Origin of the sequence: Sorangium sp. So ce375, assembly GCF_051473855.1 — a bacterium.
Lineage (GTDB): Bacteria > Myxococcota_A > Polyangia > Polyangiales > Polyangiaceae > Sorangium.
The window spans coordinates 9,327,065-9,352,894 of record NZ_CP150335.1 but is presented as its reverse complement, the minus strand read 5'-3'; the positions used below and the strand labels follow the sequence as shown (position 1 = coordinate 9,352,894).

Here is a 25,830-nt window from a genome sequence, read left to right as displayed (position 1 = left end):
CCAGATCAGAATCGATAGAGCACGTTGTCCTTGTCGCCAGCGACATAGATCGTCCCCGAGGGGCCGACGGCGACGCCGCTCAACGCATAGGTCGGCACCGTGCCGGTGATCGCGTCGAGCCCCACCTTGAGGTGCTTCTTGACGACCCAGGTGTCCCCCGTCGACGGGTCGACGCGCAGGAGGCGGCGTTTTCCGGTCTCCACGACGAGCAGCGTGCCGTCCAGATCGACCGCCATCCCCTCCGGCTGATCCAGGCCCTCGGCCACCACGAGCGGCGGAGAGAGGGTCGCGCCCCCGGCGACCACCTGAAGGACCTCGCCCGTGGCCCAGTCGGCGGCCCAGAGGTCGCCGCCCGACACCGCGAGGCCCGAGGGCACGGTCATCGGCGCGAGCGTCACGGGGCCGCCCGCCGTCTGGCGGACGACGCGCGCCGCGCCCGGGCCCGCGCCGAGCTCGGCCACCACGAGATCTCCCTGGAACCGGACCGCGTTGAGCGGCGAGACGAAGTTGCTGTACGTCTCGAGGACCGTCGCCGTCGACGGGTCGTAGGTCTGAACCACGCTGCTGAACCACGCGGTCAAGATCAGGTTCGAGCCGTCCGCCGACACCGTGGAGGGCGCGTGAAACTCCGATTGGCCGAGGAACGACCGCTCGACGCCGAGCGGAGCTCCCGTCTCCCCGTCGAACTTCCTCAGCGAGGCCAGATCGCCGACATAGACCGACTCGGCCCCGCACTCGGTCGTCACGGCCACGCCGCCGGGCAGGAGCATGCCGCCCGACTGGAGCGTGTGCACGTGGCCGTTCGGATCGATCCGGACGATGAAGGCGTCGCTGGCGCTCGACACATAGAGCTTGCCCTGCGCGTCGAAGGCGAGGTTGTCGAGCCCGGGCGTGAGCTCCGCGATGACCTCTTTCTCGCCCGTCTCGATGTCGACCCGCACCACCTCGCCGTTCTGATCGACCACGTGGAGCCGGCCGAGCGCGTCGAACTTGGCCGCCGCGGGGATGAAGAAGCCGTCCGCGACCGTCTGGAGGTCGCACTCCACCTCCGGGTCGACCGCGCCGGTGCACGAGTCCACATCGATGCTGATCACCCGGCCCTGCGTCCAGATCGGCCCGTACAACCTGCCGTCGGGCCCCCAGTCCATGCCGTTCAGGAAGCCGAGGTTGCTCGCGATGTGCCGCGGCGGCGCCGACAGCTCGGGATCGACCTCGTAGAGCCCGTCGCCGAAGAAATCGAGGGCGACGAAGAGCCGCCCCGTATCGGAGAACGTGATGGGGTTGACCCCCGGCGCGACGAACTGCTGGGTGATCTCGCCCGACGGCGCGTGCCGCACGACATTGCCAGGGATGAGCGAGGTCCAGTAGAGCGAGCCATCCGGGCCGAACGTGAGGTCGTCCGGGCCATCGATCCCGTCCGACGCGTCGAGGTGGTCCACGATGGCTCCGCTCTTGCGGTTCACGACGGCGATCTCGTTGCCAAGGAAGCTCGCGACGTACAGCCGACCATCCGGCCCCACATTCATCCCATTGGTGCCGTGCATCCGCGCCCCCTCGGCGAGGATCGGCCGCTTCGCATGCGCCGGCGGCGAGGCTCCGAGCAGCACCGTGCCAGCGAGCGCGAACGCAAAAAGCCTGTGCATAAGCTCTCCTTTCAGCGCCGCGCCCGGACCGGCACACCCGAGGATCACGATGACGTCAGGTGCGGAACCAGCGCGACGGCGCAAACCTCCGGCGGACTTTCGAGCCACGCGGGATTGTTTTCACGCTAACATATTAAAGTGCCTTATCCAAGCATAAAATTCGTGCAATGGATGCGGGCGTGTCGGCAGGGTTGCCATCGCCGGTTCTCGGGTGGCCATCCCGCGCGGCGCGCTCCGCGTGACACCCGAGCCGGCGTGGTGGTATGCGTCGGAGTCGATGAGTGCCAGCATCTGCCTGCCGGCGTACAACGAAGTCCGCACCATCGAGGCGACCCTCACCGAGCTGTCGCGGCTCGGCCCCGAGGTGGACGAGATCCTCGTCTGTCTCAACGGGTGCACCGACGGCACAGAGCGCGTCGTCGACGCGTTTCGGGGGCGGGAGCCGCGGCTCGCCGTCATCGAGAGCGAGCTCGGAAAGAACAACGCGTGGAACGCCCTGGTGGCCCGGGCGCGCAACCGTCGCCTCGTGTTCACGGACGCGGACGTGCGCCCCGCCGCGGGATCGATCTCGGCCCTGCTGCGCGCCCTGGAGCGCTCTCCGCGCGCCGCCGTCGCGGCGGCCTTCGAGCAGCCGCGCGGCGTGCCGCCGCCGCCCCTCGGCACCGTCCTGCGGCTGCTGACCACAAGCCTGGGTCAGGACTACATCTCCGGGCGTCTCTATGCCATCGATCGCGATCGGCTGGGCGCGGTGATGGCCGAGCGTGGGCTCGTGCCGGAAGGGACGCTCCCTCGGCTGCCCGTCGACCTCGTGACCGAGGACTCGTGGCTCACGGCGCTCGTCGCCGGCGACGCGCTTGTCGTGGTCCCCGAGGCGCCCATCCGCTTCGAGGTGGACAGCATGGCCGACGTGGTCCGCGCGCTGGCGCGCAACGCCGCCGCGAGAGAGCAGCTCCGCTCGAGTTATCCGGAGCTCTACCGGCGCGACGGCGCCCGCCGGCTCTCGGCGCGGACGGCGCCAAGGATCCTCCTGGACCGGCTGCGATCGGCGCCGGGGCCTGGCGCTGTCACACGCGGGCTCGGAGGGATGGCCCTGAGGGCCGCGATCCACCGCGTGCTCGGAGAGCGGATCCGGGCGCAGCGCGATCGCATCCTCGCGGACGTCCGCGCCGGCCGCGGCGGGCGCGTCATGGCCACCACCGGCCGCCTCCCGTCGAAGGGAGGCTGAGCCAAGGAATTCCCTTGGTTTGCAGCCTTTTTCAGCAGAGAAGAGAAATTGAACAGGGAGGCGGGGAGACGGGGAGTATTTGAGAAGATTTTTCTGCCCGCCTCGCCGCCTCGCTGTGAATTTTATGAACGATTGAAGGGGGTGCCTTGGGAGGCTGAGCGCGTATCCAGGTGAGCGCCCGTCGCCGGAGGTCAGACGCGCGGGCGGAACCAGTCAATCGTGCGATCGAGGCCCGAGTCGAGATCCACCATCGGACGCCAGCCGAGCAGCTCCGTCGCACGGGAGATGTCGGGCCTGCGCCGCTGCGGGTCGTCGATGAGCGCGTCGCTCGTCTTCAGCTTCGCGCGCCCGCCGGTCTTGCGGATGATGAGCTCGGCGAGGTCCAGCATCCTCGTCTCGGCGGGATTGCCGAGGTTGACCGGCCCGGCCAGGTCCTTGGCGTTCATCACGCGGACCAGCCCCTCGATCAGATCGCTGACGAAGCAGAACGAGCGCGTGCGGTGGCCGCCGCCGTACAGCTCCAGCGCCTCGCCCCGCAGCGCCTTCACCACGAAGTTGGCGATGACCCGGCCGTCGTTACGATCCATGTTCGGGCCGTAGGTATTGAAAATGCGCACGATGACGGTATCGACGTTGCGGGTCTGGCGGTACTCCCAGAAGTACGTCTCCGCGACGCGCTTGCTCTCGTCGTAGCAAGCCCGCGGCCCGATGGGGTTGACGTTCCCCCAGTAGTCCTCGTGCTGAGGATGGACGAGCGCGTCTCCATAGACCTCGGAGGTGGAGGCCTGCAGGACCCGGGCCCCGAGCTCCTGCGCCAGGCGGAGGACGTTGATCGCGCCGAACACGTTCGTGTTGAGCGTGTGCACCGGATCAGCCCGGTACTTCACCGGCGACGCCGCGCAGGCCATGTTGTAGATCTGGTCGACCTCGAAGCGGAGCGGCTCGCTGACGTCGCAGCGGTGCAGCTCGAACCGCGGGTTCTTCAGCAGCGGCGCGAGGTTTTCGTCGCGCCCCGTCACCATGCTGTCGACGCAGAGCACGGTGTGCCCGTCGGCGAGGAGCCGCGCGCAGAGGTGCGATCCGAGGAAACCAGCCCCACCCGTGACCAGGATTCGCTTGCTCGCACTCATCGGAAAAATACCTCCTTAACGCGCTTTTCGGTAAGAGCTCTGGGCGCGTGACGCCTCGATTTGTCGAGAGACCCTTACCATAGGAAAATGTAATTACAAAGACCGGATGACATCCGGAGGCGAGTTCCTTATCATGCCGAGCGTGCACCGCTCACCTCGCTACCTGGGTTCGCTCCTCCGCGCAAAGCTCGCCCGGGAGGCGCGTCCCGTCTGGGTGGATGTTTGTGTTACCAACCGGTGTCACCTGAGTTGCGAGTATTGCTACGGCGACTACCATCACCGACATGACGGCATCGGGCAGCTCAAGGTCGAGCAGCTGTGCGCCATCGTGGACGAGGCGGCGGCGCTCGGGACGGCGGTCCTGACGCTCACGGGCGGCGAGCCGATGCTGCACAAATCCATCGGCCGCATCGTCGAGCGGGCGGTGAGCCGAGGGATCTCGGTCGGAATGGTCACCAGCGGATTCCGCGTCAAGGAGCGCTTGGATGAGCTCGACAAGCTGAGCTCGATCGTCGTGAGCGTGGACGGTCCGGAGCCGATCAACGATTTGAATCGCGGCCAGGGGACGTTCGCCGTCGCCATGGAGGCGCTCGGGGCGTGCCAGGCGCGCGGCATTCCGCTTATCGTGAAGGCGGTGCTGAACCGCCGGAACAAGGACCAGGTGCCCTGGCTCCTCGATCTGGCGGGCCGCTTCGGCGCGCGGCTCGAGATCGTCATGAGTTATGCGCCGCAGTCCGATCGGCAGCTGCGCGTGCACGGCGACAACTCCCTCGATTCCGGCGAGCGCCAGGCCCTCTCGGACGCGCTGCTCGCCCACAAGCGCCGGGGGGCGCCCCTGGTCTTCCGCGAGCGCGTCTGGGAGAACATGGCGCTGTGGTGGCAACACCACGGCGGGGATCGCGTCACACGGGAGGAGCGGCGAGGGCGCTTCCCGTACCTCCCGTGCAGCGCGGGCCGGTACTACGCCTTCATCGACGGAGACGGCCGGATGTATCCGTGCAACCAGCGGCTCGCGGACTTCCCCGCCAAGAGCGTGCTCGAGGTCGGCGTCCGGGCCGCGTGGGAGCACCTCCACGATCACGGCTGCTTCGCCTGCGCGGCGCCGTGGCTCAACCAGCAGCACCTCGTGAGCAGCGAGCAGCTCCTCGTGCGCAGCCTGGGGCGAGATCTGCTGTCGCGGGTCGCGCGTGCCTGAGCGGGCGCTCGCCATCGTCGTGCTCGGCGGCTCGCGCGGGATCGGGCGCGCCATCGTGGCGCGCGCGCTCGCGGAGGGGCACCGGGTGTTCGCCGGCGCGCGGGGCGAGGGCGCGCTCCTCGCGCTGCAGCAGAGCGCCGCGCCGGCGGGCGCGGGCCCCCGGCTCGGCACGCGCGCGGTGGACGTCGGCGACGACGCCTCCCAGCGCGCCTTCTTCGGCGCGGCGCGCGCGTTCCTCGGCGGGGTCGACGTCGTCGTCAACAACGCCGCCCGGGAGGGCTACGGGCGCCTCGACGAGATGGCGCTCGAGGACGTCGAGGCGATCGTCCGCACCAACCTCCTCGGCGTCATCCTCGGCTGCCGGCACGCGGCGCAGGCGATGGGGGCCAGCGGAGGCCACATCATCAACGTCGGCTCCGAGGTCTCGTTCCGCGCCGTGCCGATGAAGAGCGTCTACTGCGCCACGAAGTTCGCCGTCCGTGGCCTCAGCGACGCGCTCGAGCTCGAGCTCGCGCCCCGGGGGATCCGGGTCTCCCAGGTGCACCCGGGCTGGGTGGACACGGGCCTGCACGAGGACGAGCGGCGGCGCCGGGGCTCGGTGTCCCGGCCCGAGGGCGGCGGCGTCCCCGTGGACCGGGTCGCCGAGAGCGTGGCCGCGCTCTGGCGCGAGCCGAGGGCGCAGGGCGGCGCTCCGCTGCGGCTCCGCCTCCGCAGCGCGGTGGGCGAGCTCTTTCCTACGTGGGCGCGGTGGCGGACGCGCCGGGCGTTCGGGGAGCAGCTGGGAGAGGGCTGAGGCGGGACCGGCAGGGCGGGGGAGCCGCCGCGACGCCGGACCGGACACGACCAGGAGGTTTCCTTGACCTGTGCAACGACGTCCTTCGCTCGCAGTGACACCGCGCCGCCTCCTCCGGTGGATCCGGGCGCTCCCATCGCCGTCGAGGGCCTCGACGCGGTGGGGGAGGTGCTGCAGCGGGCGCGCGGGCGGGCGCAGGCCGTCTCGATCGCCTCGCGGGATCTCGAGTGGCTGGCGGCGCGCCTCGGCCTGTCCGAGCGGACCGCGGAGGGGATCCCGGTGGTCCGGTTCGGCGCGGGCGAGCGGGGCGGCCTCGACGCCGCGGCCACCCGGGCCGTCGAGAAGCTCGTGGCCCTGACGGTGCTGCTCGGGGGCGCGCCGCTGTGGCTCTCGATCGCGCTGATGATCCGCCTCGAGTCCCCGGGCGGGGCGTTCCACGTCGCCCCGCGCGCAGGGCTGGGCGGGAAGCCGTTCTCGTTCTTCAAGTTCCGGACGATGCGGGCGCAGCGCCGGGACGGCGAGGACAAGGGCGACGCCGCGCGGCTCTCGGTCATCCGCGGCGAGATCCCAGGCTTCGTGCGCGACGACGGGGTCGTCATCCCCAAGCACCCCAGGGATCCGCGCATCACGCGGCTCGGCGGCTTACTGCGCTGGCTGTGCCTCGACGAGATCCCGCAGCTCCTCCACGTCCTCACGGGCGACATGGCCCTCGTGGGGCCGAGGCCTTATCCGATGGCGGAGTTCGACGCGCTCAAGCCGTGGCACCGCCTCCGCAGCGACGGCCGGCCCGGGATCACCGGCCTGTGGCAGGTCACGGCGCGCAACCAGGTCACCTTCGACCAGAGCGTCATCCTCGACATCTACTACCTGGCCAACGCCAGCTTCTGGGGCGACCTGAAGATCATGGCCGTCACGCCGCTGCGCATGGTCTTCGGGGTGGGGAGCTACTGAGCCGTGCGCCGGGCGATCGACGACGCCGCGAAGGGCCCGCTCCTCGGCCGCTCAAGGGACCCCAAGGTGGGTTCTGACGCGAAAGAGGACGATCACCTCGCCGGCCACGAGGCCGAGCGTGACCACGAGCTTCACCGCGGCCGCGCCGGCGGCGCCGTGCGCCGGCACCGCCCACACGTCCGCGGCCGCGATGAGGAGCACGCTCGCCGCCCAGAGCGCCGCGTACGGGCGCTGCTGGCCCGTGGCGAACAGCATCGGGCCGATGGCGAACTCCGGCACCATCCACACGAGCGCCGTCGTCAGGAGCTGGAGCGGCAGCACGGCGCTCGCGTACTCGGGGCCGAACACGAGGCGGACGAGCGGGCCGCCCATCCACCACACCGCGGCGCTCATGAGCGCGCCCGAGGCCATGAGCCCGAGGAAGGTGAACGTGGCGAGGCGCCTGCGGGCGCTCGCGGAGCGGCTGGCGACGAAGGCGGGGAAGACGGCCGCGCGCACGACGCCAGGCAGCATCATGGCGCCGCCGATCACGCGCTGGACCGCGCTCATGTCGCCGACCGCCTGGGGGGTGCTCATCCAGCCGAGCATCAGGAGATCGATCTGGAAGTAGAGGGGGCTGGCGAGCATCACCACGGCGAGCGGCCCGGCCTCGCGGAGGAAGCCCTGCGGGAGCGTCGCGCCCTCGCCGGACCACTGGCGCCGATCGAGGAGCTGGGCGGCGAGGGCCAGGGCCAGCGTGAGGGCGACGAGGTGGCCCGCGACGAGGGCCCACGCCAGGCCGAGCGCGCCGAGCCCCGAGAGCAGCGCCCCCGTCCCGAGCCCGAAGGACGCGACCGCCATGGTGACCGATACCAGCACCTCGCGCTCCATCCGCTGGTGCCCGCGGAACACCTGGTGGAGCATCTCGACGAACGAGGCCATCAGCCATGCCGCCGTCAGCAGCCACACGAGCGTGCGGCGCGGCGAGCCCGCGCCCGCGAGGAGGCCCACCACGAGCCCGACGGCGCCGGCGGCCAGCGTCACGACGAGCTTGAGGCGCACGAACGGGCCGATGGGAGCGCCGGGATCCCGGGCCACCTCCCGCGCGATGAAGAGGTGCAGGCCGAGGTCCGAGAGCTCGCCCAGCAGGAAGCCCACGGCGAAGGCGTAGCTGTAGTCGCCGAAGCCCGCCGGCCCCAGGAGCCGCGCGGCGACCACGGCGAGGAGCATGCGGACGCCGCGCGAGACGAGATCGCTCGCGGTCTTCAGCGCCATGCTGCCCGAGAGGCTCCGCCTCGCCGGAGGCGGAGCGTCCTCGCGGAGCGCCGACGACGTCATGGATGGAGGAGATCCTTCACCGGAGGTCGACGCGCGCGCATGGCGCTCCCCTATCGCTCTGATCGCGGCGCGGTTCAACTTCCCGCCAGCGGACCCGCCTGGCGGAGAGGCGCGCGCTCGTGTGTCGCGTGTGTCGCGTGTGCCGCGCTCCGCGCGCCACGCGTGAAGGATCGAAGCCAGGAGAGGACCACGTGAAGACCAGCACGGATGGCAACGTTTCGTTGGTGCAGCTCAGGCGGAAGGAATCGCTGGTCTCGGCGGACATCGAGCCGCCGGAGATCCTGCTCGAGCGGGCCCTCGCCCTGGCGGTGCCGGCCACGCGCCCGGCCGCCGCGCCGCGGTCGCACGGCCAGACCCGAGAGCTCACGCGCCGCGGGGTGCTGTGGCTCGGGCAGACGTGCAACCTCCGCTGCCACTTCTGCTACTTCCTCGATCGGATCGAGGACAAGGAGCACCCCGAGCACCCGTTCATGTCGCTGGAGAAGGCGCAGGAGATCTGCCGGACCCTCGTCGAGTTCTACGGGAACGATGCGATCGACATCCAGGGCGGCGAGCCGACCATCTGGCGCGACATCCACGCCCTGGTCAGGTACTGCGCCGGGATCGGCCTTGCGCCGACGCTCATCACGAACGCGCTGGTGCTCGACAAGCGCGACAAGGCGCAGCAGTTCAAGGACTCCGGCGTCGCCGACTTCCTCGTCAGCGTCCAGGGGCTCGGGAAGGCGCACGACCTGGCGGTGGGCGTGAGCGGCGCGCACGTGCGGCAGATGCGCGCGCTGAACCACCTCGTCGCGCTCGGGGTGCCGTTCCGCGTGAACTGCGTGATGTCGAAGCTCGCGGTGCCGCAGCTCCCGGCGATCGCGAAGCTCTCGGTGGAGGTGGGGGCGCGCGCCGTCAACTTCCTCGCCTTCAACCCCTTCGCGGATCAGCGCAAGGAGGGCGCCCGCACCGCGGAGAACGTGCCTCGCTACGCCGATCTCAAGGGCCCGCTCGACGAGGCGCTGGACGTGCTCGCGCAGGCCGGCGTGGAGGCGAACGTCCGCTACCTGCCCCACTGCATCGTCCCCGAGCGCCACTGGCCTTCGGTGTACAACTACCAGCAGCTCTCGTACGACCCGCACGAGTGGGATTTCGCGAGCTGGACGTGGACCAACAAAGGCCCGCAGCGGATGCGGGCGGGCGAGGTGTCGCCGCCCGTTCCGCTCGGCGCGCGGCCGCGCCTCGGCCCGCTCCGGCAGCCGCTCCTCCGCCTGGCGGACGCGCTCGACCTCCGGGGCCGGCTGCTCCGCGCAGACACGAACCCGCGCCTCGGCCCCATGATGAGGAAGCTGGAAGGGCTGTCCTACCGGCTCCTCCGCCGCCGCGGGGATCGCGACGCCGCCTACCGCCACGACGCGCTGAACCGCGTCGAGCACAACGGCTACCAGAAGGGCGCGGGGTGCCGGAGCTGCGCGCTCCGCGACATCTGCGACGGGTTCCACGGCGACTACGTCGCGATGTTCGGCACCGACGAGGCGCGGCCCGTGCTCGATCGCGGCCCGGTCACCGATCCGCGCGCGTTCATCGGCGCGCAGGACAAGGTGGCGCCGGCCAGGGGCGCGGCATGACCTTCGATCCGCCCTCGATCGCGCCCCGGATCGACGTCCTCGGGGTCCCCGTCACACGGCTCTCGTTCGAGCAGCTGCTGCTCCGCCTGGGCAAGGCCCTGCAAGAGAATGGAGAGAGCGGCTCCAGATCGGACTACTACACCTACGTGAACGCCCACTGCGCCACGCTGGCGGCGCGCGAGGCGCCGTACCGCGCCTCGGTTTCCCAGGCCGACGTCGTGTACGCCGACGGCATCGGGGTGGTGTGGGCGGCTCGGCTGCTGGGCGGCCCTTGCCCGGAGCGGATCAACGTGGGGCCGAGCGAGCTGGGCCGGGTCGTGGACCTCTGCGCCCAGCGCGGGGCCTCGGTCTTTTTGCTCGGCGGCGCGCCCGGGATCGCCGACGAGGTCGCGCGCCGCCTCGTCGCGCAGCGTCCGGGGCTGCGGGTCGCCGGCGTTCATCACGGGTACTTCGCCCCCGAGGAAGAGGCGGCGGTGGTCGAGAAAATCAACGGCTCGGGCGCCGCCTTGCTCATCGTCGGCCTCGGCCCGCCCAAGCAGGAGCTCTGGGTGAGCCAGCACCTCGCGGCGCTCCAGGTGCGCGCCACCTGGTGTATGGGCGGGCTGCTGGATCAGGTGGCCGGGGCCGTCGCCTACCCACCCGACTGGGTGCGCCGGAACCACGTCCAGTGGCTCTACCGCCTGGTGGTCGAGCCGCGGCGGCTGTGGCGGCGCTACCTGCTCGGCATCCCGGAGTTCATCGGCCGCGTCGTCCACCAGCGCCTTCGTCCGGAGAGACAAACATGAGCGACCAGCGCCCCCTCATCCCCATGGTCTTGCCGCAGGTGGACGATCCGGACGCGATCGCCGCGCAGATCGCCGACGTCCTCCGAACGGGGCGGCTGAGCAACGGCGGCCCGCTCGCGGAGGGCTTCGAGCGCGCGATCGCGGCGTTCCTCGGCGTCGAGGAGGCCGTCGCCGTCTCGAACGGCGCCGTCGCGATCAGCCTCGCCATCGAGGCCGCGGCGGTGCGGCGGGGCAAGGCGATCCTCCCCGCCTTCACCTTCATCGCGACGCTCAACGCCGCGGTGCACGCGGGCTTCGCGCCGGTCTTCTGCGACATCGACCCGGAGACCTGGACGATGGATCCGGAGCACCTGCGTCGCTTGCTCGCCGAGCACGACGCGACGTTGGTCCTCCCGGTCAACGTGTTCGGCGTCCCTCCGGATCTGGGCGCCATCGCGCGCCAGGCCCGCGCGGCGGGCGCGGCCGTGATCTACGACGACGCGCACGGCATGGGCACCGAGACGGCGAGCCGGGAGGCCGAGGCGCTCCTCACCGCGACGACCTACTCGCTGCACGCCACAAAGGTCCTCGTGGCCGCGGAGGGCGGCGTTGTCGTCTCCCCGGACCGGGAGGTGAGCGCGGCGATGCGCCGGCTGCGCAACCACGGGCTCGCGCAGCCGCTCTCGGCGTCGGTCCCGGGGATGAACGCCAAGCTGGACGAGCTGCGCGCCGCCCTGGCGCTCGCGTCGCTCCGCCGGCTTCCGGAGGCGCTCGCCCGCAGGCGGACGTACCTGGACCGGCTGCGAGCGGCCCTGTCCCGGCACCCGCAGGTGTACCGCACCCAGCACATCCCGCAGGGCGTGAACCCCAACGGACAGAACCTCGGGGTCGCGTTGATCGACGCCCCGATCGACGAGGTGATCGCGGCCTTCGCGCGGCGCGGCGTCGAGGCGCGCCGGTACTTCTACCCGCCGCTGCACGAGCTCAGCTGCTTCCCCGCGAGCGTCGCCCTCCCGAGCACGGACCGGCTCTGCGCGGGCCAGGTCTGCCTACCGCTGCACGGCAGGATGAGCGAGGAGACGCTCGAGCGTATCGAGGCCGCCATCCACGGCGTCGCGGAGGAAGTGGAGGCGCGGCGGCCGCTCGCTCGCGCTCCGAGGTCCGCGCTCCTGCGTGCCACGTAGGGGCTCTTCCGGGGATCCGACGCCATGCGCATGGAAGAAGCGTGGGACCGCCTGAGCACCGCGGTCGGCGTGGTCGGGCTTCTGGCCTTCGCCGTCGCCGCGTTCACCCCGGTGGCCGCGCCGCTCGATCGCTGGTTGGCGTCGGCGCCCGACGCCGGGCAGGCCGACGCCGTTGTCGTCCTCGGCGCGGACGTCGATCCGGACGGGCGGCTGCCGGAGGATTCCCACCGGCGCGCCGTCGAGGCCGTCGCGCTGTACCGTGAGGGGCGAGCGCCGCTCGTGCTGATGCTCGGCTGCCGCAACGGGCCGGCCAGCGAGGCCGAGTCGCGCGCCCGCCTCGCGCAGGGCCTCGGCGTGCCCCCGTCGGCCCTGCTCACGGAGACGCGAGGGCTGACGACCGCGGTGGAAGCCCAGCGCAGCGCGGAGCTCCTGCTGCCCAGGGGCGCAAGGAGGATCCTGCTCGTCACCGGCGCGCACCGCATCGTTCGCGCGCGCCGCCTCTTCGAGCGCGCGGGCTTCGAGGTCCTCGCCGCGCCCGTCCCGGAGGGCTCGCCGACGTCGAACGCCCCCGGGGCGCGCCTCTCGGCGATCGGCCGGCTGCTCCAGGAGCTCGCGGCGCGCGCGCTGGCTCGGCTCCGCGGGGAGGCGTAGCGATGTCGGACGCGCTCTACATCCTGGGCGTGGTCGCCGCCACGTCCTGCGCGGCCTACGCGGCGGGGCGCCGCCTGGGGATGCGCGCCCGCCTCTTGCCGCCCGCGCTCCGGCGCGCGATCCGCTGCGTGGGCGTGTGCCTCCTGTTCTGGGGCGGCAACGTCGCCGTCGGGGCGGGGGTGGCCCTGCTCGTGCGTGGGCTCGGGCTGGGGTTCATCTGGCTCTACGTCAACACCGACGTCTCCGTCCTCGTCCTGTCCGCGCTCCAGGCGCTGGCCTTCGAGGCGTGGCGCATCGAGCACCAGCGGGAGCGCTCGGCCGGCGCCTCGCGCGCCGACGAGCCCTCTGCAGACCCGGCCGCGCCGGGGCCGGCACACGAGCCCCTGCATGGGGTAAAAGGAGTGAAACGATGAGCATTGCAGCCGTGGAGGAGCGTCCGGTTTCGAGCCGGTGGAGCGACCGGGCGCTGCGCCAGACGGCCGGCTATTACGGGCTCTTCATCTGTCTGGGTCTCATCACGGCGATCACCGGGCCGACCTTGCCGGACCTGGCGCTGCAGACGGGCTCTCGCGTCGGGGACATGGGCTCGCTGTTCCTCGGCGGGGGGGTTGGCTACACGCTCGGTACGCTCTGGGGAGGCAAGCTGTTCGATCGCGTGCACGGGCACACCCTGCTCGGGGGAGCGCACCTGCTCGCCGCCGCGTGCGTCGCTGTGATCCCGACCGTCCCGTGGTTATGGCTCCTCGTGGTCCTGGCGTTCTGTCGGGGTCTCGGGGAGGGGCTTGTCAACACGGGCGCGAACGCGCTGCTCCTCTGGACGCACGGGGAGAAGGTCAGCCCCTACATGAACGGGCTGCACTTCTGCTTCGGGCTGGGCGCGTTCGTGTCGCCGCTCCTTGTCGCGCGCGTGCCGGGCGCCTGGGGCGGCTACCGCGCGGCGTACTGGGCCGTGGCCGTCGTCTCGGCCCTCATCGCCGTGAGCGTGCTCTCGATGCGACACTGTCCCGAGCCTCGGGAGAAGACCGGGAAGGACGCCGCGGCGCAGGGCGGGGATCGCTCGCTGCGCCTCCTTCCGGTGCTCGTCGCGGTGCTGTACCTGTTCGCCTACGTCGGAGGGGAGATCTCGTTCGGGAGCTGGATCTACACCTATGCCCTGACGCTGGGTGTCGTCTCGGCGGCCGGGGCCGCATACCTCACCTCGGGGTTCTGGCTCTCGTTCACGATCGGGAGGCTGATCTCGATCCCTGTGGCGATCCGCTTCACGCCGCGGCAGGTCATCCCAGGCGCGCTGGCCGGCTGTCTCGTGCTGTCCGCGCTGATGGTGCTCGTGCCGCCCACGAGCGCGCTCTTGTGGAGCGTCGCGCTCGGGCTCGGGCTCTTCATGGCGCCGCTCTGGCCCAGCGGCTTCACGCTCGCGGGGCAGATCGTGCCCATGACGGCGTTCGCGACGGGGCTGGTGCTGGTCGGCGACAGCCTCGGTGGCATGGTCCTCCCGGCCCTCACCGGAAAGCTGATCGAGGGAGCGGGCCTGGAGAGGCTGGCCTACTCGCTGCCGATGCTCGTGTTCGGCAGCCTCGTTGTCTGTGCCTTGTCGTATATCTCGCTGCTCGCCATCGACAGCAAGCGGGGAGGGGAGGGGCCGGCGGCGAACGCCGCGCGCGACGGCGCTCCGACGTGAGTCGACGCGGCTCAGGGGGTCCGATACCCCTGCGCTGGGTCGCGTAGGGCGCCGCGTATTCCACCGAGCGCCTCTCCGACCTCCGGCGACCAGCCGAGGCCGCGCAGCTTTGTCGCGTCGAGGGCGGCGTCCATGGCCAGGAAGCCGGCGAGGGGGCCTTGCGTTGCCAGAGCCTCCGCGAGGCTCCACGAGCCCACGGGGACGCCAGCGGCGTCGCCTATCGCCGCGAAGAGCGCCGCCATGGGCTCGGGCGACGCCTCGGCGGCATGGAATACGCCCCTCGCGTCCGACGCGAGCAGCATCGCGTAGGCCACCGCCAGATCCCGCACGTGGACGGTGGACCAGCGGTTTTCGCCATCGTCGATATAACGCGCCGCCCCCGCCGCGCGCGCGCCGCGCACGAGGCCCGCCACCGGACCTCCGCCATCGCCATAGACGATGGGCGGCCGCACGACCACACCGCGGACACCCTTCGCGCCGAGCACGCGCGACTCGGCCGCGACGAGCCATTCGAGCGCTCCACCGGGGTTGACGCTCTCCTCCTCGGGCACGGGCGCCCGCGAGGATCGCGCGCGCGGCGCCCCGGTCGTCGTGATGAAGACGCCGCCGTTCATGGCCGAGAGCATCGCCGTGACCGCCGCCTCGTCCGTGGCCGGGCGATCCTCGCCTGTCGTCGCCGCGGTGTGCACCACCCCGTCGCCGGCCGCCGCCGCGCGCGCGAGCACGTCGAGCTGCGACAGGCTCCCCCGGATCGGCTCTGCGCCAGCGGCCCGCACCTTCGCTGCCGACGCGTCGCTGCGCGCGAGCCCGCGCACCCGGTGCCCGCGCGCGACCAGGGCGCGGGCGACCGCAGAGCCGATGAAGCCGCTCGCGCCGGTGATGAAAACATCCATGTCTGCCTCCTCGTGAATCGGTGGCCAAAACCTAGCGACCGACCCGCGGGCCCTCCATGTGATAGAGTCCATCGCTCTTTTGTGATCGTCCAATGCCCGATGTCCTGACAGCGCTGCTCCGCCACGTGCGCATCGAGACCAGCCTCTTCGGCCGCGTCGAGCTCGGCGCGCCGTGGGGGGCCCGCGTCGGCCGGCGAGAGCTCGTCTTGCTCCACCACGTCCTCGAAGGCGAGATGTGGCTCGAGGAGGGCGGCCGGGAGATCCGCGTCTGTCGAGGCGATCTGCTGCTCTTGCCGCACGGCGTCCCCCACTGCCTGAGGCACCGGCCGGGGGCAGCCGTCGTCGACGAGGAGCGCTGGCTCTCGCCTCCTCGGCCGGGCGTGCAGACGGTGCGGCGCCGGCTGGGCGGCGACGGCGCGAGGACGGTGGTCCTCTGCGCCGCGATGCACGTCGCCGGCGCCGGCCGGTCGCTGCTGCTCCGCGCGCTGCCTTCGGTGGTGCTCCTCGACGGCGGGGCCGGCGAGCCGGTGCCCGGTCTCGGCCGGCTCCTGGACGGCATCCGCGACGAGGTGCGCGGCCGGCGGCCGGGCGCGCCGATCATGGCCGCTCGCTTCGCCGAGCTGCTCCTGCTGCAGGCGATCCGCGCGGAGCTCGAGCGCCCCGCGCCTCCCGGCTCTTTTCGCGCGGCGCTCGCGGACGAGCGCGTCGCCCGCGCCCTGGACGCGCTCTACCAGGCCCCGGCCCGCGCGTGGACCGTGGCCTCGCTCGCGCGGGAGGCCGGCATGAGCCGCTCGGGCTTCGCCCTCGCCTTCCGCGAGCACGTGGGAGAGGGCCCGCTCCGTCACCTGACGCGCTGGCGCATGGAGCTCGCGAAGGAGACGCTGCGAGAGCGCCCCGGGCTCGCGCTCGCCGAGGTGGCGTCGTCCGTGGGCTACCGGGACGAGGCGGCCTTCAATGTCGCGTTTCGCCGGGAGGTCGGTGTCCCGCCGGGGGCGTACCGATCCGGAGGCGGAGAGCCGCGCTCCTGAGCTGATCCCACGGCGCCATTGTTCTGAATTTCGGTTCAATGGTGTTCGGAAAATGCACATTTTATTTGCTGTGCTGCGCGCCTACACTGGTGCACATGGGCCGAGCGCTCGGCTCGCGCCGCGGCGGGTGCGCTGCGAGGAAAATAGACAATCTTACTGGAGGAGAGCTTATGCGTGAGGAGACGAGACGGGCAGCATTGCGTGCAGCAGCGAAGGTCGCGCTGGGAGCGCTGGCCTGCGGCGCTCTGGCGGGCTGCAACGGAAATTACGTCTCTGGCGGGCAGTCCTCGCCGCTGGATCCCGATGAGGAGCTCCCGGCCGAAGCGCCGGGCGAGCCGGATCCAGCCGGCGGCGGTGCGACGGCCGGTGTCGGCGCGACGGCCAGCGGCGGCGCGACGGCCGGCGGCGGTGGGGCAGCGTCGACGGGGGCTGGGGTCGTCCCGACGCCCGAGGAGGGCGGCGCGGGCGGCTCCGGGGGCTCGCCGCCGGCGCCGACCGGGCTCGCGTGCGCCGAGCAGGTGAACCTCGACGACAAGGAGGCTCGCCCTCGCGCGGAGCTCGACTGCTGCCTCGACTACACGGCGCAGCGCGTGCCCGCCCCCGGGGCGGGGTTCTCCGAGGAGCAGCGGGCGGCCCTCGTCGACGACGCGTCCTTCGTGAACTGCTGCACGGCGCTGATCGTGGGCGTGGGTGCCAATGCCATCTCCTACAGAGAGGCCGAGCCCGTCCGGCAAGCCTGCTGTTTCGGCGATGTTGTCGCTCCCGAGGAGGAGCTCTATACGCAGACGTTCTGCACGCCCTGGGGCCCGCCGGTCCCGCCGGCGCTCGACGCCGACGCCGCGCTGGAGGTCGTATGAACGCCGCGCCGCTCGATCTCCGCGCCGAGTCGCGCGCGCGTGCCTTCGACGTGAGCGGGTATCCCGCAGCGCTGTTCCCGTCGGCGATCCGCACCTGGCACGCGCGGATGGTGAACGAGCACGCGTCGTCGGCCGTGTTCGAGGCGCTCGCGAGCCAGCTCGCCGAGGCGAGCTTCCCGCCGGAGCTCGCCGACGCGTGCCGGGGCTTCGCTGACGAGGAGCGCCGTCACGGGATCCTCTGCGGCGCCGTTGTCGAGGCCCTCGGCGGGGCGGCGACCGCGCGCGTCCCCGAGCGCCCGGAGTTCCCTTTGCACCGCGACGCGCCCCCCCGCGCCGCGGCCCTTCGCAACGTGATCCACGTCTGCTGCATGAGCGAGACGGTGGCCGTGGCCCTGATCGGCGCCGAGCGGCTGGAGATGCCGCCCGGCCCGCTGCTCGATCTGCTGACGCGCATCTATGCCGACGAGGTCGGACACGCCCGCTTCGGCTGGCGCCTGCTCGAGCTGGTCGCGCCGGAGCTCTCCTCGGCGGAGCGGAAGGCGATCGAGCGCTACTTGCCCGTCGCGTTCCGGCACCTCGTGCAGCACGAGCACGCGCACTTGCCGCTCCACGACGCCCCGCCGGACGGGGAGCAGCTCGGGCTGTGCAGCGGCCTGAAAGCCCGGGTGTTGCTCGATGAGACCATCGAGGAGGTCATCCGCCCGGGGCTCCGCCGCTTCTTCGACTGCTGATCGTCGCCGCAAGAGCACCCCGGGCCAGACCAGCGCCCGGAGGGCGACGCGCGCCTCGCCTAGGTGGACCGCCAGTCGTCCGCGTGGAGCTGAGGGAACGATATCTTGCATGTCCCGGCATCGATGCCAAGGATCAGGGCCTGGCCGTTTTGATCGAGCAGTCCCTCGCGAACGGAGCGGTCCGGCAGCTCGATACGGTATCTCTTGAACGGGACGGGTCGCGGCGGGTCCCCATCGTCCATGAGCTGAATCCCGACCCATGTCTTTTCCTCCTTGGCCGCAGGCTCTGGCGCGTCGAGCTCGGGCAGCTCGGGCGGCGCGAGGCGCGCGCCGGAAGAGACGGACGGCATCCGGTAGGCGTAGAGGCTGCCGTCGAGGAACGCCTCCCGCAACCGCGCTCCGAGCGCCCTCGGATCGAGCCCAGGCCCCGTCGACACCGGAAAGCCGAGCGCCTCGCCGATCTCGGCGAGGAGCACCCTGCCGTGGACGGCGTCGGCGAGCCACGCCTGCAGCCGTGACGTCGCTTCCAGCGGAGGAAGGGCCTTGGCCCCGTCCGGCAACGGCGCGTCATACCGCCGCGCGATCCACACCTTGTCAGGGAAGCAGCCGAAACCCCAGCGGTGGTGCATGGCGTTCTCGATTCGCCCCTGGCCTCCATGGCACCACGCCGCGCGGGGGGAAGTCAAGCGCGAGTCAGGAGCGGGTCAGGGCCTCGATGCGCGTGGCCTTGGCCGTCGCGCCTCCGAGTCACCCCCGCTCCTCGCGGCCGTGCGCGCCGCCCCTTCGCGGCGCTTGAGGGCGCCGCTCGGGCGAGCTACGGTGCTCGTCGCATCGCGTGTTCGCGGGTGCTCGCTGCGGGATGATTGGATGACCGATGCCCCACCAGCATGTTGTCCGACAGGGAGAGTGCCTCTCGAGCATCGCCGCGAAGTACGGCTTCTCCGACTGGCGGGTCATCTACAACCATCCTGACAACGCCGAGTTCAAGAAGAAGCGCCCCAACCCGAACCTCATCTATCCGGGCGACGTGCTCATCATCCCGGACGCGGCGCCCAAGGAGGTCGAGGTCCCGACGGGCGGGAAGCACGTCTTCACGGTCAAGGTCCCGAAGACGATGCTCCGCCTCCTCCTCGAGGTCGAGGAGCCGTTCGCGTACGAGCTGACGTACCGCGACGTCGTCATCGCCGGGACGACGGACGGCAAGAGCCCCATCGAGCACCCCATCCCCGCCGACCTGGAGGACGCCGAACTCGCGGCCTGGCCGGACACGCCGGGCAACGAGACGGCGCGCGCCGGCGGGGTCACCTGGGCGCTGAAGCTCGGGCACCTCGATCCCATCGAGGTCCCGAGCGGGGTCCAGGGGCGCCTCAAGAACCTCGGCTATTTCTCGCGCGAGGTGGACGGCAAGGACGGGCCCGAGCTGGCCAATGCGGTGGCGTGGTACCAGTCGGCGTCGGGGCTGGCGCCGACCGGGGTCCTCGACGACGCGACGCGCGCGAAGCTCCTGAAACGCCACGACGGCGCGTGACGAGAAGGAACGAATGGCACAGACGGCCGCGGTCACGATCACCCTCCAGAAGGTCCTCGGCGTCGACGGGCTGATCGCCGGCGCGAAGAAGCCGTATGCCCTGGGCTTCATCGCCGGGCGGCGCTTCGGGCGCAGCAAGCCGATCCCGGCTGGCGCCAGGGAGATCGATCTGACGGCGGAGGCGGTCCCGTGGAAGCGCGAGGTCGCCGCGAACGGGGCGATCCCGGTCGCCGTCGAGATCTGGGACGATCAAGGCGACGCCGGCCCGAAGCGCCTCGGCGCCGTGACGGGCAGCCTCAGCAGCCCCTACCCGACCCGGGTCCACGAGCTCGGCGGAGGTCCGCTCCTGCGCTGCGACGTGCTCACGCGCGAGGTGCCCGCCGCGCCGGGCGCGGCGCCCGTGCCCCGCGTCGCCGAGGGGGAGAAGACGCGCGCGACGCTGCGCGTGCCGAACACCGTGCTCGTCTCCATCACGGAGATCCTGGGGCTTCACGCGCCCGTCTCGCCGGGCGCGCCGGGGGTGAAGCGCGCCGAGGCGAGGCCCGGGTACACGAGCCAGGACCACCTCGGCCGGGTGTACCTCAACAGCGGCCTCGACGGGAGCTGGACCAAGGACAAACAGCTCATCCAGCTCACCGCCAAGGTGACGGTCCAGCGGGGGAAGCTCCCCGCGGACGCGAAGATCCGGTGGACGGTCGTCGAGCCGGACGACCCGACGAACGACGATCCCGGCTTTCACGCCGCGTGGGGGGTGTACGTCGACAAGAAGGACTATGACGCCGCCGGCAACCACCAGGGCTCGCGCGCGGCCGACAACGAGGGCAAGCCAGCGAAGAGCCCGCCCTGGGAGGCGGTCGCCGGCTTCGCGCTCGCGTCCGCGGCTGCGACCGAGGCGAAGACGGCGATCGTCGGCGACGAGAGCAAGGTCGTCTTCCACTGCCCGGACACGGCCGGGGACAACTTCCTCCTCCGGGCGGACATCGACGCTGCAACTCACGTGGAGGGGTTCGGCGCCGAGACCGGCATCATGACGATGTGGCACCGGATCCGGGTCGAGTCCATCCGCATGAAGAGCGCGTTCGTCCTGCCCATGGACGAGGTGCCCGTGCCGTTCGAGCCGTGCTGTGTCCAGCTCGACTGCGAGCCGGAGAAGGAGGTGCCGGACCAGCCGCACATGGCGCCCAAGGACGACGACCTCGAGACCGAGTGCGTGGCCTACGTGAACAAGGTGTTCTCGAACAAGTCGAACCCCGGCTGGTTCTGCGTCATCTCGGCGATGGAGCCGCACCCTCTGCCGATCAAGAAGGGCGATAAGGTCTTCGAGGGGGACGTCGAGCTGAAGAGCGCCGGCGCGGGCGCCAACCTCTTCGAGTTCTTCGAGGTTCCAGGGACGTTCCCCGATGTGGATTTCGCCGAGCTGACCTCCGGCGCGGAGACGGTCGCTTTCAACCTGTTCAGCGTACAGACCGAGACGACGGCGGCCGGCCCGATCACGCGCTGCTGGATCGTGGAGCACGACGCTCAGCCGGACTTCACGGCGGGCGACGGGTCGATCGCGCATGCGTACAAGGTGCGGTTCAACTACTCGCCCAGGTTCCGGAAGAAGGGCGGCGCCGTGACCCCCGGCGGCTACGGGATGGCGGCGAACGTGAAGGCCAAGCTGTTCAACCCGGGCGCCTTCTACACCGCCGGTATCAGCCCCACCGTGACGGCCAAGGGCAAGGAGTACTTCGCCGGCCGGACCATCATGTTCACGCACCACAGCGGCTACCGCGACGCGGGCACCGGCCTGCCAAAGCCGACGTACCGCGGCCGCATCGTCGGGACCATCGTTCATGAGCTCGTCCACGCGTTCGGTATGCCGCACAAGTGCGGGTACTTCGACTTCCGCGCGCCGCGGGACAAGACTTGCTGCATGAACTACAGGCCCAACTGGATGCTGGACGACAAGCGCGACCTCATCCGGGGGACGTCCGGGAAGACCGGCAGCGACGTCTGCGGCAGGCACCTCAAGGAGGTGAGGCGGGTCCACCTCGAGGACAACAAGGGGCTCGCGTGGAAGTGAGCGCGCCGGACATCACTCCTCCGGGCCCGGCCCTCGTAGGCATCGATGTCGAGCCGGAGTACGTGCTCGGCTTTCCGATGTTCGTGGGCATCACGATCGGCAGCGTGCCCCCGGGCGCGTCGCTCATGCGGCTACCGCTGCCGTCGCCCGCGGCGCTGCGGGGCGCGGTGGGCATCAGGCTATGGCGGCCGGGCGAGGCGGAGCCGTTCTTCGAGGAGGCGCCTACGGCCGTGGTGGATCCCGATCTCTCGGCGCCGAGCTTCCGCCTGCGGGCCGGCGAGGTCCGCCGGCTCCTCGTGGAGATCGCCGAGCTTCTGCCGGACGATCTGGCGGCGGGGGAGGTTGACGGCGTGCTGCTCTACGGAGCCCCGCCGCACGTCGCCGCGAGCGGCCGCGGACGGCTGAGCTTCCGGGAGCCCACGGCCGCGGAGCGCGCGTCGCTCGACGAGCTCCGGCCCGAGGTCGAGGCGGCCGGCTCGTTCGGGCGCTGGCTCCGCCGGCCGCCGTCCGATCCGACCCGGCTCGCGCCGCCCGCCGATCCGGGCGATCCGCTGCGGTACCTGAGGCTCATGAAGTACCTGATTCACGGCCCGGAGGAGCTCGACGCCATCGACCCGGCGCGGCTCCGCGTGCTCGGCGGCGTGTTCACGCCCGAGGCGTGCGGGCTCGCCGCGGAGCTTCAGGCCGCGCGAGATCCCGGGGCGTTCGCCGGGTACGCGCTGCAGGTGAAGGCGGCGTATCCGGGGCTCGCGGCGTGGATGGACGCGATCGCGGCCGGGCAGAGCGAGATCGCGTGGGCGCGGAGCCATCGGTGATGAACAGGATGAGCCCACGAGCGTGGGTCGGCGCCGTGGCCCTGGGGTTCGCGGCGTTCTCGAGCTCCGGTTGCGGTCGCTCCCAGGCGCCGGCGCCCGACCGAGCGGCGCCGGACGCGTCCGGCGTCGCGGCGGCGCCCGGGGTCGCAGCGACGGCGCCCGGGGCCGTTACCGAGACGCCCGAGGTGGCGACCGCGCCCGGGACCGCCGCGCCGCCGGGCACTGCACCCGCTCCCGCGCAGTCCGGGACCGCCGCGCCGCCGGGCACTGCACCCGCTCCCGCGCAGCCCGCGAGCGCTGCGCCGTCCATGGGCGCCGCGGGGATCAGGAAGCCCTCGCCGGGCGCGCGCGGCCCGTCGCCCGATGCGAAGCCGAAGCTCAAGTGCGGCAGGACGTACTGCAACGCCGCGGGGGAGTGCTTCGCGCCGTCGCCGCCCCAGTGCGAGTGAAGGAGCTCGGGACACGCGAGCAGGAGCTCCAGGGCACACAGCGATGGAGCTGTCGTGGAAGCACCTGAAGGCTCGCCGCCGCTCTGGCGGGTGCCCGCGATCCCCGCGGCTCACCCGCCCTTCGGCCGCTTGCCGCGGGCCGCGGGCGCCGCTGGCTCCGGGGCCGCGACGGGCGCCAGCGTCTGCCGCGCCAGCTCTCGCGCATAGGCGAGGCGGTCGGCCGGCGAGCCGAGCGCGCTCAGCCCCGCGTAAAGCCCCGCGAAGAACGTCGGGAAGAAGACCGCCGAGAGCGCCGCCACCACCCGGCGCGCCGCCGCGCGCTCGTCCAGCCCGGGCACCGCCGCACGGACGTGATCGCGCAGCCGCTCCATCACCGGCGCGAAGAGCTTCGGGAAGGGACCGCTGTAGTCGTCCGCGTGAAACGCGTCGTGCAGGAGCGCCCTGCCCATGTTCGGGTACCGCATCCCGCCCTCGAGGTAGTACCCGAGCAGCCCGCTCAGCGCCTCCAGGGGATCGCCGGGCATCCGGGCGAGGAACTCCTCGCTGTCCGCCAGCATGTTCCGGATCGACCCCTCGAGCGCCGCCGCGACGAGCGCCTCCTTCGACCGGAAGTAGTAGTTCACCGCGGCGATGTTGACCCCGGCCGCCGCCGCGAGCTTCCGCACCGTCAGCTGCCCGATGCCGTGCTTCTCGATCTGATCGATCGCAGCGACCACGAGCCGCTGCCGTGGATCGAGATCGTCCGCAGGGGCGAGGGGGTCACGGTCGTTCATACGATTGTTTGAAACACAGCTTGACGATGCGCCCGTCAGGCGTCAATGATTAAAACACATGTTTCAAACGTTTGTTTCTTCAGGAGCTGGAGGGGCACCGATGGTCGATCGGCGGAGATTTCTCACCCACACGGCGGTCGCGGGGGGCGCGGCGGCGCTCGGGTTCGCGTCGGGCCGCCGCGGGGTCGATCAGGAGGTCGCGTCCGCGCGGTTCCACGGCGACGACACGCTCGGGCGGGGCCAGGCGGCCCCTGTCTGGCACCGGTTCAAGTTCATCGGCCAGCCGGTGATGGACGCGCAGCTCGTGTTCTGGCTCGGCCTCGCGTCGATGGGGCTCACCGACGTCGGCGAGGTGCTCGACACCGCGACCCGCATCCGCCCGGGCGACGAGCGCTCGTGGTTCGACCAGTGGCTGGCCACCGCGAAGCGGGTGCAGGGCTACGGCGAGGAGGCGGAGGCCCGCGGCCACACGCGGAGCGCCGCGTCGCATTTCCTGCGCGCGGGCGCGTACTACCGGGCCGGGCTGATGCGCTACGCGGATCGCTCCGACCCGCGCCTCGTCGAGGCGACGACCGCGGGGCTCGACCTGCACGGGCGGGCGCTCCGCATGCGGGGCTACGACTCCCGGCAAGTCGACATCCCCTACGAGAACGGGGTGCTCTATGGCCGCGTTCATTACGCGCCCGGGGTCGAGCGCGCGCCGGCGATCGTGCTGCAGCAGGGCCTCCACGCGTGGCCCGAGGACACCATGTGGGTCATCGACGGAGCGCTCCAGCGGGGCTACCACGTCCTCTCGTTCCACGGCCCGGGCCAGGGCGCCTCGCTGCGCCTCCACGGACACCCCTTCCGGCCCGACTGGGAGGTCCCCGTGGGCCGCGTGCTCGACTTCGCCGAGCGCGACGAGCGGCTCGACGCCGGCAGGTTCGTCCTGATGGGCCTCTCGTTCGGCGGCTACCTCGCGCCGCGGGCTGCCTCGCGCGAGCGCCGCCTGCGCGCCCTCGTCGCCAACCCGGGCGTCGTCAGCTGGCGCGACGCGATGCTGCGCCACTTCGCGTCGATGCCCGGCCTGCTCGAGCTGCACGAGCGCGGCCCCGCGGCCTTCGACCGCGCCATCGACGCCGCCTCGGTCGTGATGCCCGACGCGCGCTGGTACTTCGACGACGTGACCTGGAAGCACGGCGTCTCGACGCCGCACGAGGTGATCGACGAGCTCCGCAAGTACGACAACGCCGATGGCGTCGCGGGCATCCGCTGCGAGACGCTGATCATGGAGGGCAGCGCCGAGGACGCGTCTCCAGGCGAGTCGGAGCGCCTCTACGGCGCGCTCACGTGCCCGAAGCACATGATGGTGTTCGACGCGAGCACGGCGTCGCAGGTCCACTGCCAGGGCGGCAACCAGCTCCTCGCCCAGGCGCGGCTGTTCGACTGGCTCGACGAGCGGGTGGCGCGATGAGGCCGGCCGATCGCGCCGCCGCGCGCTCCACGGACGGGCGTCGACGCCGGGGCCCCTCCCGCCGGAGCGCGCGCGCCCTGCGGCTCCTCGCCCTGGCGCCGCTCCTCGTCCTCCTCGTCGTCCTCGCGCCGGGCGCGGCGTGGGCCCAGCTCCCCGATCTCGTGGACCTGAGCGCCCAGTACATGCCGGGCGCCGCGCTCGAGGATCCGCGCCCCACGCGGGCGCAGGTCTCCTCGTACGAGGTCAACGCCAACGCCCCGATCCCCCTCGGAGAGAAGACGTTCCTGATCCCGGGGGCGACCTACCACGTCGAGGCGATCTCGTACGCCGGCGTCTCGCCCGGCTTCGACGAGCTCCGGGCCTTCCACGCCGTCGACGTCCCGGTGCTGTTCGTCCAGCTGCTCCCCCACGACTGGTCGCTCTCGCTGCGCGTCGCGCCGGGGCTCGCGGGCGACTTCGAGGCCTTCGACGGCGGGCTCGTCCGCGTCAGCGCGCTCGGGCTCGCCACGCACACGCTCTCGGAGAAGCTCGTCCTCGGCGGCGGCGCGCTCGCGTCGTACAGCTTCGGCTCGTTCCTCCCGCTGCCGGCCGCGTACGTCGACTGGACGCCGAGCCCCCAGCTCCGCGTCGAGGCCTTCCTGCCGGGCTTCGCGGCCGTGAAGCTCCTCTTCTCGGATCGCGTCGAGGTCGGCCTGCGCGCCGACCTGGCGGGGAACGCCTACGCGGTGCGCGACCCGCGCGTCACGGGCGCGTGGCCGTGCGCGGCCCAGCCGGCCGACGACCCGGCGACCGAGCAGGACGAGCGGGCGGCGCGGCCCTCCGAGTGCGTCGATCACATCGCCTACTCCGTCGCGACCGCGGGCGTGACCCTCGGCGTGCGCGCCTTCGCGTCGGTGTGGCTGACCGCCCAGGCGGGTCACAGCCTGTTCCGTCGCTACGAGCCGATGAACGACGAGGACGACGCCATCCCCGGAGGCGGGCAGAGCATCCCGAACGTGCCCTTCTTTCGCGCCGGCGTGACGTGGCGTATCCCGAGGAGCTGAAGCGCGACTCACCACCCGATGGGCGTCGCGAGCGTATAGCCGCACACCGACCTCCGG

Annotated in this window: 25 protein-coding genes; 19 read left to right on the top strand and 6 right to left on the bottom strand. The window is 71.8% G+C overall.

What is annotated here, in order from left to right; all coding sequences use genetic code 11:
• Nucleotides 1-5: 5 nt before the first annotated feature.
• Nucleotides 6-1,643, bottom strand: a complete 1,638-nt coding sequence (locus WME90_RS34855; RefSeq protein ID WP_437276373.1) for a hypothetical protein — start codon at nucleotides 1,641-1,643, stop codon at nucleotides 6-8.
• A gap of 277 nt (nucleotides 1,644-1,920) precedes the next feature.
• Between WME90_RS34855 and WME90_RS34850 the strand changes: the two genes are divergently transcribed.
• Nucleotides 1,921-2,868, top strand: a complete 948-nt coding sequence (locus tag WME90_RS34850) for a glycosyltransferase family 2 protein (RefSeq protein ID WP_437276372.1) — start codon at nucleotides 1,921-1,923, stop codon at nucleotides 2,866-2,868.
• Between the two features lie 191 nt (nucleotides 2,869-3,059).
• On the opposite strand, the gene WME90_RS34845 is transcribed toward WME90_RS34850, so the two are convergent.
• Nucleotides 3,060-3,998 carry a UDP-glucuronic acid decarboxylase family protein gene (locus WME90_RS34845; protein WP_437276371.1) on the bottom strand — a complete coding sequence of 313 codons (939 nt, stop codon included), beginning with the start codon at nucleotides 3,996-3,998 and terminating at the stop codon, nucleotides 3,060-3,062.
• A 106-nt stretch (nucleotides 3,999-4,104) separates the two neighbouring features.
• Here WME90_RS34845 and WME90_RS34840 point away from each other — a divergent pair, with 106 nt between their 5' ends.
• The 3 genes from WME90_RS34840 (at nucleotide 4,105) to WME90_RS34830 (ending at nucleotide 6,937) form a co-directional block, all read left to right on the top strand.
• On the top strand, nucleotides 4,105-5,193 hold the full coding sequence (locus WME90_RS34840; RefSeq protein WP_437276370.1) for a radical SAM protein: 1,089 nt from the start codon (nucleotides 4,105-4,107) through the stop codon (nucleotides 5,191-5,193).
• On the top strand, nucleotides 5,186-5,986 hold the full coding sequence (locus tag WME90_RS34835; RefSeq protein WP_437276369.1) for an SDR family NAD(P)-dependent oxidoreductase: 801 nt from the start codon (nucleotides 5,186-5,188) through the stop codon (nucleotides 5,984-5,986). Before WME90_RS34840 ends, WME90_RS34835 begins: the two co-directional genes overlap by 8 nt.
• A 63-nt stretch (nucleotides 5,987-6,049) precedes the next feature.
• The gene (locus WME90_RS34830) at nucleotides 6,050-6,937 is read left to right on the top strand and encodes a sugar transferase (protein ID WP_437276368.1); all 888 of its coding nucleotides are present in this window, start codon (nucleotides 6,050-6,052) and stop codon (nucleotides 6,935-6,937) included.
• 51 nt (nucleotides 6,938-6,988) lie between these two features.
• Here WME90_RS34830 and WME90_RS34825 read toward each other — a convergent pair whose 3' ends face one another.
• Entirely contained in the window at nucleotides 6,989-8,254 is a 1,266-nt protein-coding gene (locus WME90_RS34825) for an oligosaccharide flippase family protein (protein WP_437276367.1), read from the bottom strand.
• A 191-nt stretch (nucleotides 8,255-8,445) separates the two neighbouring features.
• Between WME90_RS34825 and WME90_RS34820 the strand changes: the two genes are divergently transcribed.
• Genes WME90_RS34820 through WME90_RS34795 form a run of 6 tightly spaced genes read left to right on the top strand, consistent with a single transcriptional unit; the run spans nucleotide 8,446 to nucleotide 14,138 of the window.
• Nucleotides 8,446-9,861: a radical SAM protein gene (locus WME90_RS34820; protein WP_437276366.1), complete on the top strand. Its 1,416-nt coding sequence runs from the start codon at nucleotides 8,446-8,448 to the stop codon at nucleotides 9,859-9,861.
• A complete protein-coding gene (locus tag WME90_RS34815; protein ID WP_437276365.1) occupies nucleotides 9,858-10,646 on the top strand; it encodes a WecB/TagA/CpsF family glycosyltransferase in 789 nt (262 codons plus the stop codon). Before WME90_RS34820 ends, WME90_RS34815 begins: the two co-directional genes overlap by 4 nt.
• Nucleotides 10,643-11,809 carry a DegT/DnrJ/EryC1/StrS family aminotransferase gene (locus tag WME90_RS34810; protein WP_437276364.1) on the top strand — a complete coding sequence of 389 codons (1,167 nt, stop codon included), beginning with the start codon at nucleotides 10,643-10,645 and terminating at the stop codon, nucleotides 11,807-11,809. Before WME90_RS34815 ends, WME90_RS34810 begins: the two co-directional genes overlap by 4 nt.
• A 24-nt stretch (nucleotides 11,810-11,833) precedes the next feature.
• Complete coding sequence (locus tag WME90_RS34805; RefSeq protein WP_437276363.1) at nucleotides 11,834-12,460, top strand: YdcF family protein; 627 nt, start codon at nucleotides 11,834-11,836, stop codon at nucleotides 12,458-12,460.
• A gap of 2 nt (nucleotides 12,461-12,462) precedes the next feature.
• The gene (locus WME90_RS34800; RefSeq protein ID WP_437276362.1) at nucleotides 12,463-12,873 is read left to right on the top strand and encodes a hypothetical protein; all 411 of its coding nucleotides are present in this window, start codon (nucleotides 12,463-12,465) and stop codon (nucleotides 12,871-12,873) included.
• Complete coding sequence (locus tag WME90_RS34795) at nucleotides 12,870-14,138, top strand: MFS transporter (protein ID WP_437276361.1); 1,269 nt, start codon at nucleotides 12,870-12,872, stop codon at nucleotides 14,136-14,138. The genes WME90_RS34800 and WME90_RS34795 overlap by 4 nt, the downstream gene beginning before the upstream one ends.
• An 11-nt stretch (nucleotides 14,139-14,149) precedes the next feature.
• Here WME90_RS34795 and WME90_RS34790 read toward each other — a convergent pair whose 3' ends face one another.
• A complete protein-coding gene (locus WME90_RS34790; protein ID WP_437276360.1) occupies nucleotides 14,150-15,031 on the bottom strand; it encodes an NAD-dependent epimerase/dehydratase family protein in 882 nt (293 codons plus the stop codon).
• 92 nt (nucleotides 15,032-15,123) lie between these two features.
• Here WME90_RS34790 and WME90_RS34785 point away from each other — a divergent pair, with 92 nt between their 5' ends.
• The 3 genes from WME90_RS34785 to WME90_RS34775 all read left to right on the top strand — a co-directional run bounded on the left by WME90_RS34785 (nucleotide 15,124) and on the right by WME90_RS34775 (nucleotide 17,647).
• On the top strand, nucleotides 15,124-16,059 hold the full coding sequence (locus tag WME90_RS34785; protein ID WP_437276359.1) for an AraC family transcriptional regulator: 936 nt from the start codon (nucleotides 15,124-15,126) through the stop codon (nucleotides 16,057-16,059).
• A gap of 197 nt (nucleotides 16,060-16,256) precedes the next feature.
• A complete protein-coding gene (locus WME90_RS34780) occupies nucleotides 16,257-16,916 on the top strand; it encodes a hypothetical protein (RefSeq protein ID WP_437276358.1) in 660 nt (219 codons plus the stop codon).
• The gene (locus WME90_RS34775) at nucleotides 16,913-17,647 is read left to right on the top strand and encodes a ferritin-like domain-containing protein (RefSeq protein WP_437276357.1); all 735 of its coding nucleotides are present in this window, start codon (nucleotides 16,913-16,915) and stop codon (nucleotides 17,645-17,647) included. The genes WME90_RS34780 and WME90_RS34775 overlap by 4 nt, the downstream gene beginning before the upstream one ends.
• A gap of 59 nt (nucleotides 17,648-17,706) precedes the next feature.
• Here WME90_RS34775 and WME90_RS34770 read toward each other — a convergent pair whose 3' ends face one another.
• Complete coding sequence (locus WME90_RS34770; RefSeq protein WP_437276356.1) at nucleotides 17,707-18,276, bottom strand: hypothetical protein; 570 nt, start codon at nucleotides 18,274-18,276, stop codon at nucleotides 17,707-17,709.
• Nucleotides 18,277-18,521: 245 nt separating this feature from the next.
• On the opposite strand from WME90_RS34770, the gene WME90_RS34765 reads away from it, so the two are divergent.
• Genes WME90_RS34765 through WME90_RS34750 form a run of 4 tightly spaced genes read left to right on the top strand, consistent with a single transcriptional unit; the run spans nucleotide 18,522 to nucleotide 22,504 of the window.
• A complete protein-coding gene (locus WME90_RS34765) occupies nucleotides 18,522-19,175 on the top strand; it encodes a peptidoglycan-binding protein (RefSeq protein ID WP_437276355.1) in 654 nt (217 codons plus the stop codon).
• 13 nt (nucleotides 19,176-19,188) lie between these two features.
• Entirely contained in the window at nucleotides 19,189-21,240 is a 2,052-nt protein-coding gene (locus WME90_RS34760; RefSeq protein WP_437276354.1) for a hypothetical protein, read from the top strand.
• Entirely contained in the window at nucleotides 21,231-22,055 is an 825-nt protein-coding gene (locus WME90_RS34755) for a hypothetical protein (RefSeq protein WP_437276353.1), read from the top strand. The genes WME90_RS34760 and WME90_RS34755 overlap by 10 nt, the downstream gene beginning before the upstream one ends.
• An 8-nt stretch (nucleotides 22,056-22,063) precedes the next feature.
• Nucleotides 22,064-22,504, top strand: a complete 441-nt coding sequence (locus tag WME90_RS34750) for a hypothetical protein (RefSeq protein ID WP_437276352.1) — start codon at nucleotides 22,064-22,066, stop codon at nucleotides 22,502-22,504.
• A gap of 110 nt (nucleotides 22,505-22,614) precedes the next feature.
• On the opposite strand, the gene WME90_RS34745 is transcribed toward WME90_RS34750, so the two are convergent.
• Nucleotides 22,615-23,277, bottom strand: a complete 663-nt coding sequence (locus tag WME90_RS34745) for a TetR/AcrR family transcriptional regulator (protein WP_437276351.1) — start codon at nucleotides 23,275-23,277, stop codon at nucleotides 22,615-22,617.
• A 100-nt stretch (nucleotides 23,278-23,377) separates the two neighbouring features.
• Between WME90_RS34745 and WME90_RS34740 the strand changes: the two genes are divergently transcribed.
• Both WME90_RS34740 and WME90_RS34735 read left to right on the top strand, forming a co-directional pair.
• Complete coding sequence (locus WME90_RS34740; RefSeq protein ID WP_437276350.1) at nucleotides 23,378-24,730, top strand: alpha/beta hydrolase family protein; 1,353 nt, start codon at nucleotides 23,378-23,380, stop codon at nucleotides 24,728-24,730.
• A complete protein-coding gene (locus tag WME90_RS34735) occupies nucleotides 24,727-25,773 on the top strand; it encodes a DUF6268 family outer membrane beta-barrel protein (protein WP_437276349.1) in 1,047 nt (348 codons plus the stop codon). Before WME90_RS34740 ends, WME90_RS34735 begins: the two co-directional genes overlap by 4 nt.
• The last annotated feature ends 57 nt before the right edge of the window (nucleotides 25,774-25,830 follow it).

Coding starts and splice junctions, on each gene's coding strand:
- WME90_RS34855 (WP_437276373.1), bottom strand. CDS start 1,643: ATGCACAGGCTTTTTGCGTTCGCGCTCGCTGGCACGGTGCTGCTCGGA.
- WME90_RS34850 (WP_437276372.1), top strand. CDS start 1,921: ATGAGTGCCAGCATCTGCCTGCCGGCGTACAACGAAGTCCGCACCATC.
- WME90_RS34845 (WP_437276371.1), bottom strand. CDS start 3,998: ATGAGTGCGAGCAAGCGAATCCTGGTCACGGGTGGGGCTGGTTTCCTC.
- WME90_RS34840 (WP_437276370.1), top strand. CDS start 4,105: ATGACATCCGGAGGCGAGTTCCTTATCATGCCGAGCGTGCACCGCTCA.
- WME90_RS34825 (WP_437276367.1), bottom strand. CDS start 8,254: ATGACGTCGTCGGCGCTCCGCGAGGACGCTCCGCCTCCGGCGAGGCGG.
- WME90_RS34815 (WP_437276365.1), top strand. CDS start 9,858: ATGACCTTCGATCCGCCCTCGATCGCGCCCCGGATCGACGTCCTCGGG.
- WME90_RS34810 (WP_437276364.1), top strand. CDS start 10,643: ATGAGCGACCAGCGCCCCCTCATCCCCATGGTCTTGCCGCAGGTGGAC.
- WME90_RS34805 (WP_437276363.1), top strand. CDS start 11,834: ATGCGCATGGAAGAAGCGTGGGACCGCCTGAGCACCGCGGTCGGCGTG.
- WME90_RS34800 (WP_437276362.1), top strand. CDS start 12,463: ATGTCGGACGCGCTCTACATCCTGGGCGTGGTCGCCGCCACGTCCTGC.
- WME90_RS34795 (WP_437276361.1), top strand. CDS start 12,870: ATGAGCATTGCAGCCGTGGAGGAGCGTCCGGTTTCGAGCCGGTGGAGC.
- WME90_RS34790 (WP_437276360.1), bottom strand. CDS start 15,031: ATGGATGTTTTCATCACCGGCGCGAGCGGCTTCATCGGCTCTGCGGTC.
- WME90_RS34785 (WP_437276359.1), top strand. CDS start 15,124: ATGCCCGATGTCCTGACAGCGCTGCTCCGCCACGTGCGCATCGAGACC.
- WME90_RS34775 (WP_437276357.1), top strand. CDS start 16,913: ATGAACGCCGCGCCGCTCGATCTCCGCGCCGAGTCGCGCGCGCGTGCC.
- WME90_RS34770 (WP_437276356.1), bottom strand. CDS start 18,276: ATGCACCACCGCTGGGGTTTCGGCTGCTTCCCTGACAAGGTGTGGATC.
- WME90_RS34765 (WP_437276355.1), top strand. CDS start 18,522: ATGCCCCACCAGCATGTTGTCCGACAGGGAGAGTGCCTCTCGAGCATC.
- WME90_RS34760 (WP_437276354.1), top strand. CDS start 19,189: ATGGCACAGACGGCCGCGGTCACGATCACCCTCCAGAAGGTCCTCGGC.
- WME90_RS34750 (WP_437276352.1), top strand. CDS start 22,064: ATGAGCCCACGAGCGTGGGTCGGCGCCGTGGCCCTGGGGTTCGCGGCG.
- WME90_RS34745 (WP_437276351.1), bottom strand. CDS start 23,277: ATGAACGACCGTGACCCCCTCGCCCCTGCGGACGATCTCGATCCACGG.
- WME90_RS34740 (WP_437276350.1), top strand. CDS start 23,378: ATGGTCGATCGGCGGAGATTTCTCACCCACACGGCGGTCGCGGGGGGC.
- WME90_RS34735 (WP_437276349.1), top strand. CDS start 24,727: ATGAGGCCGGCCGATCGCGCCGCCGCGCGCTCCACGGACGGGCGTCGA.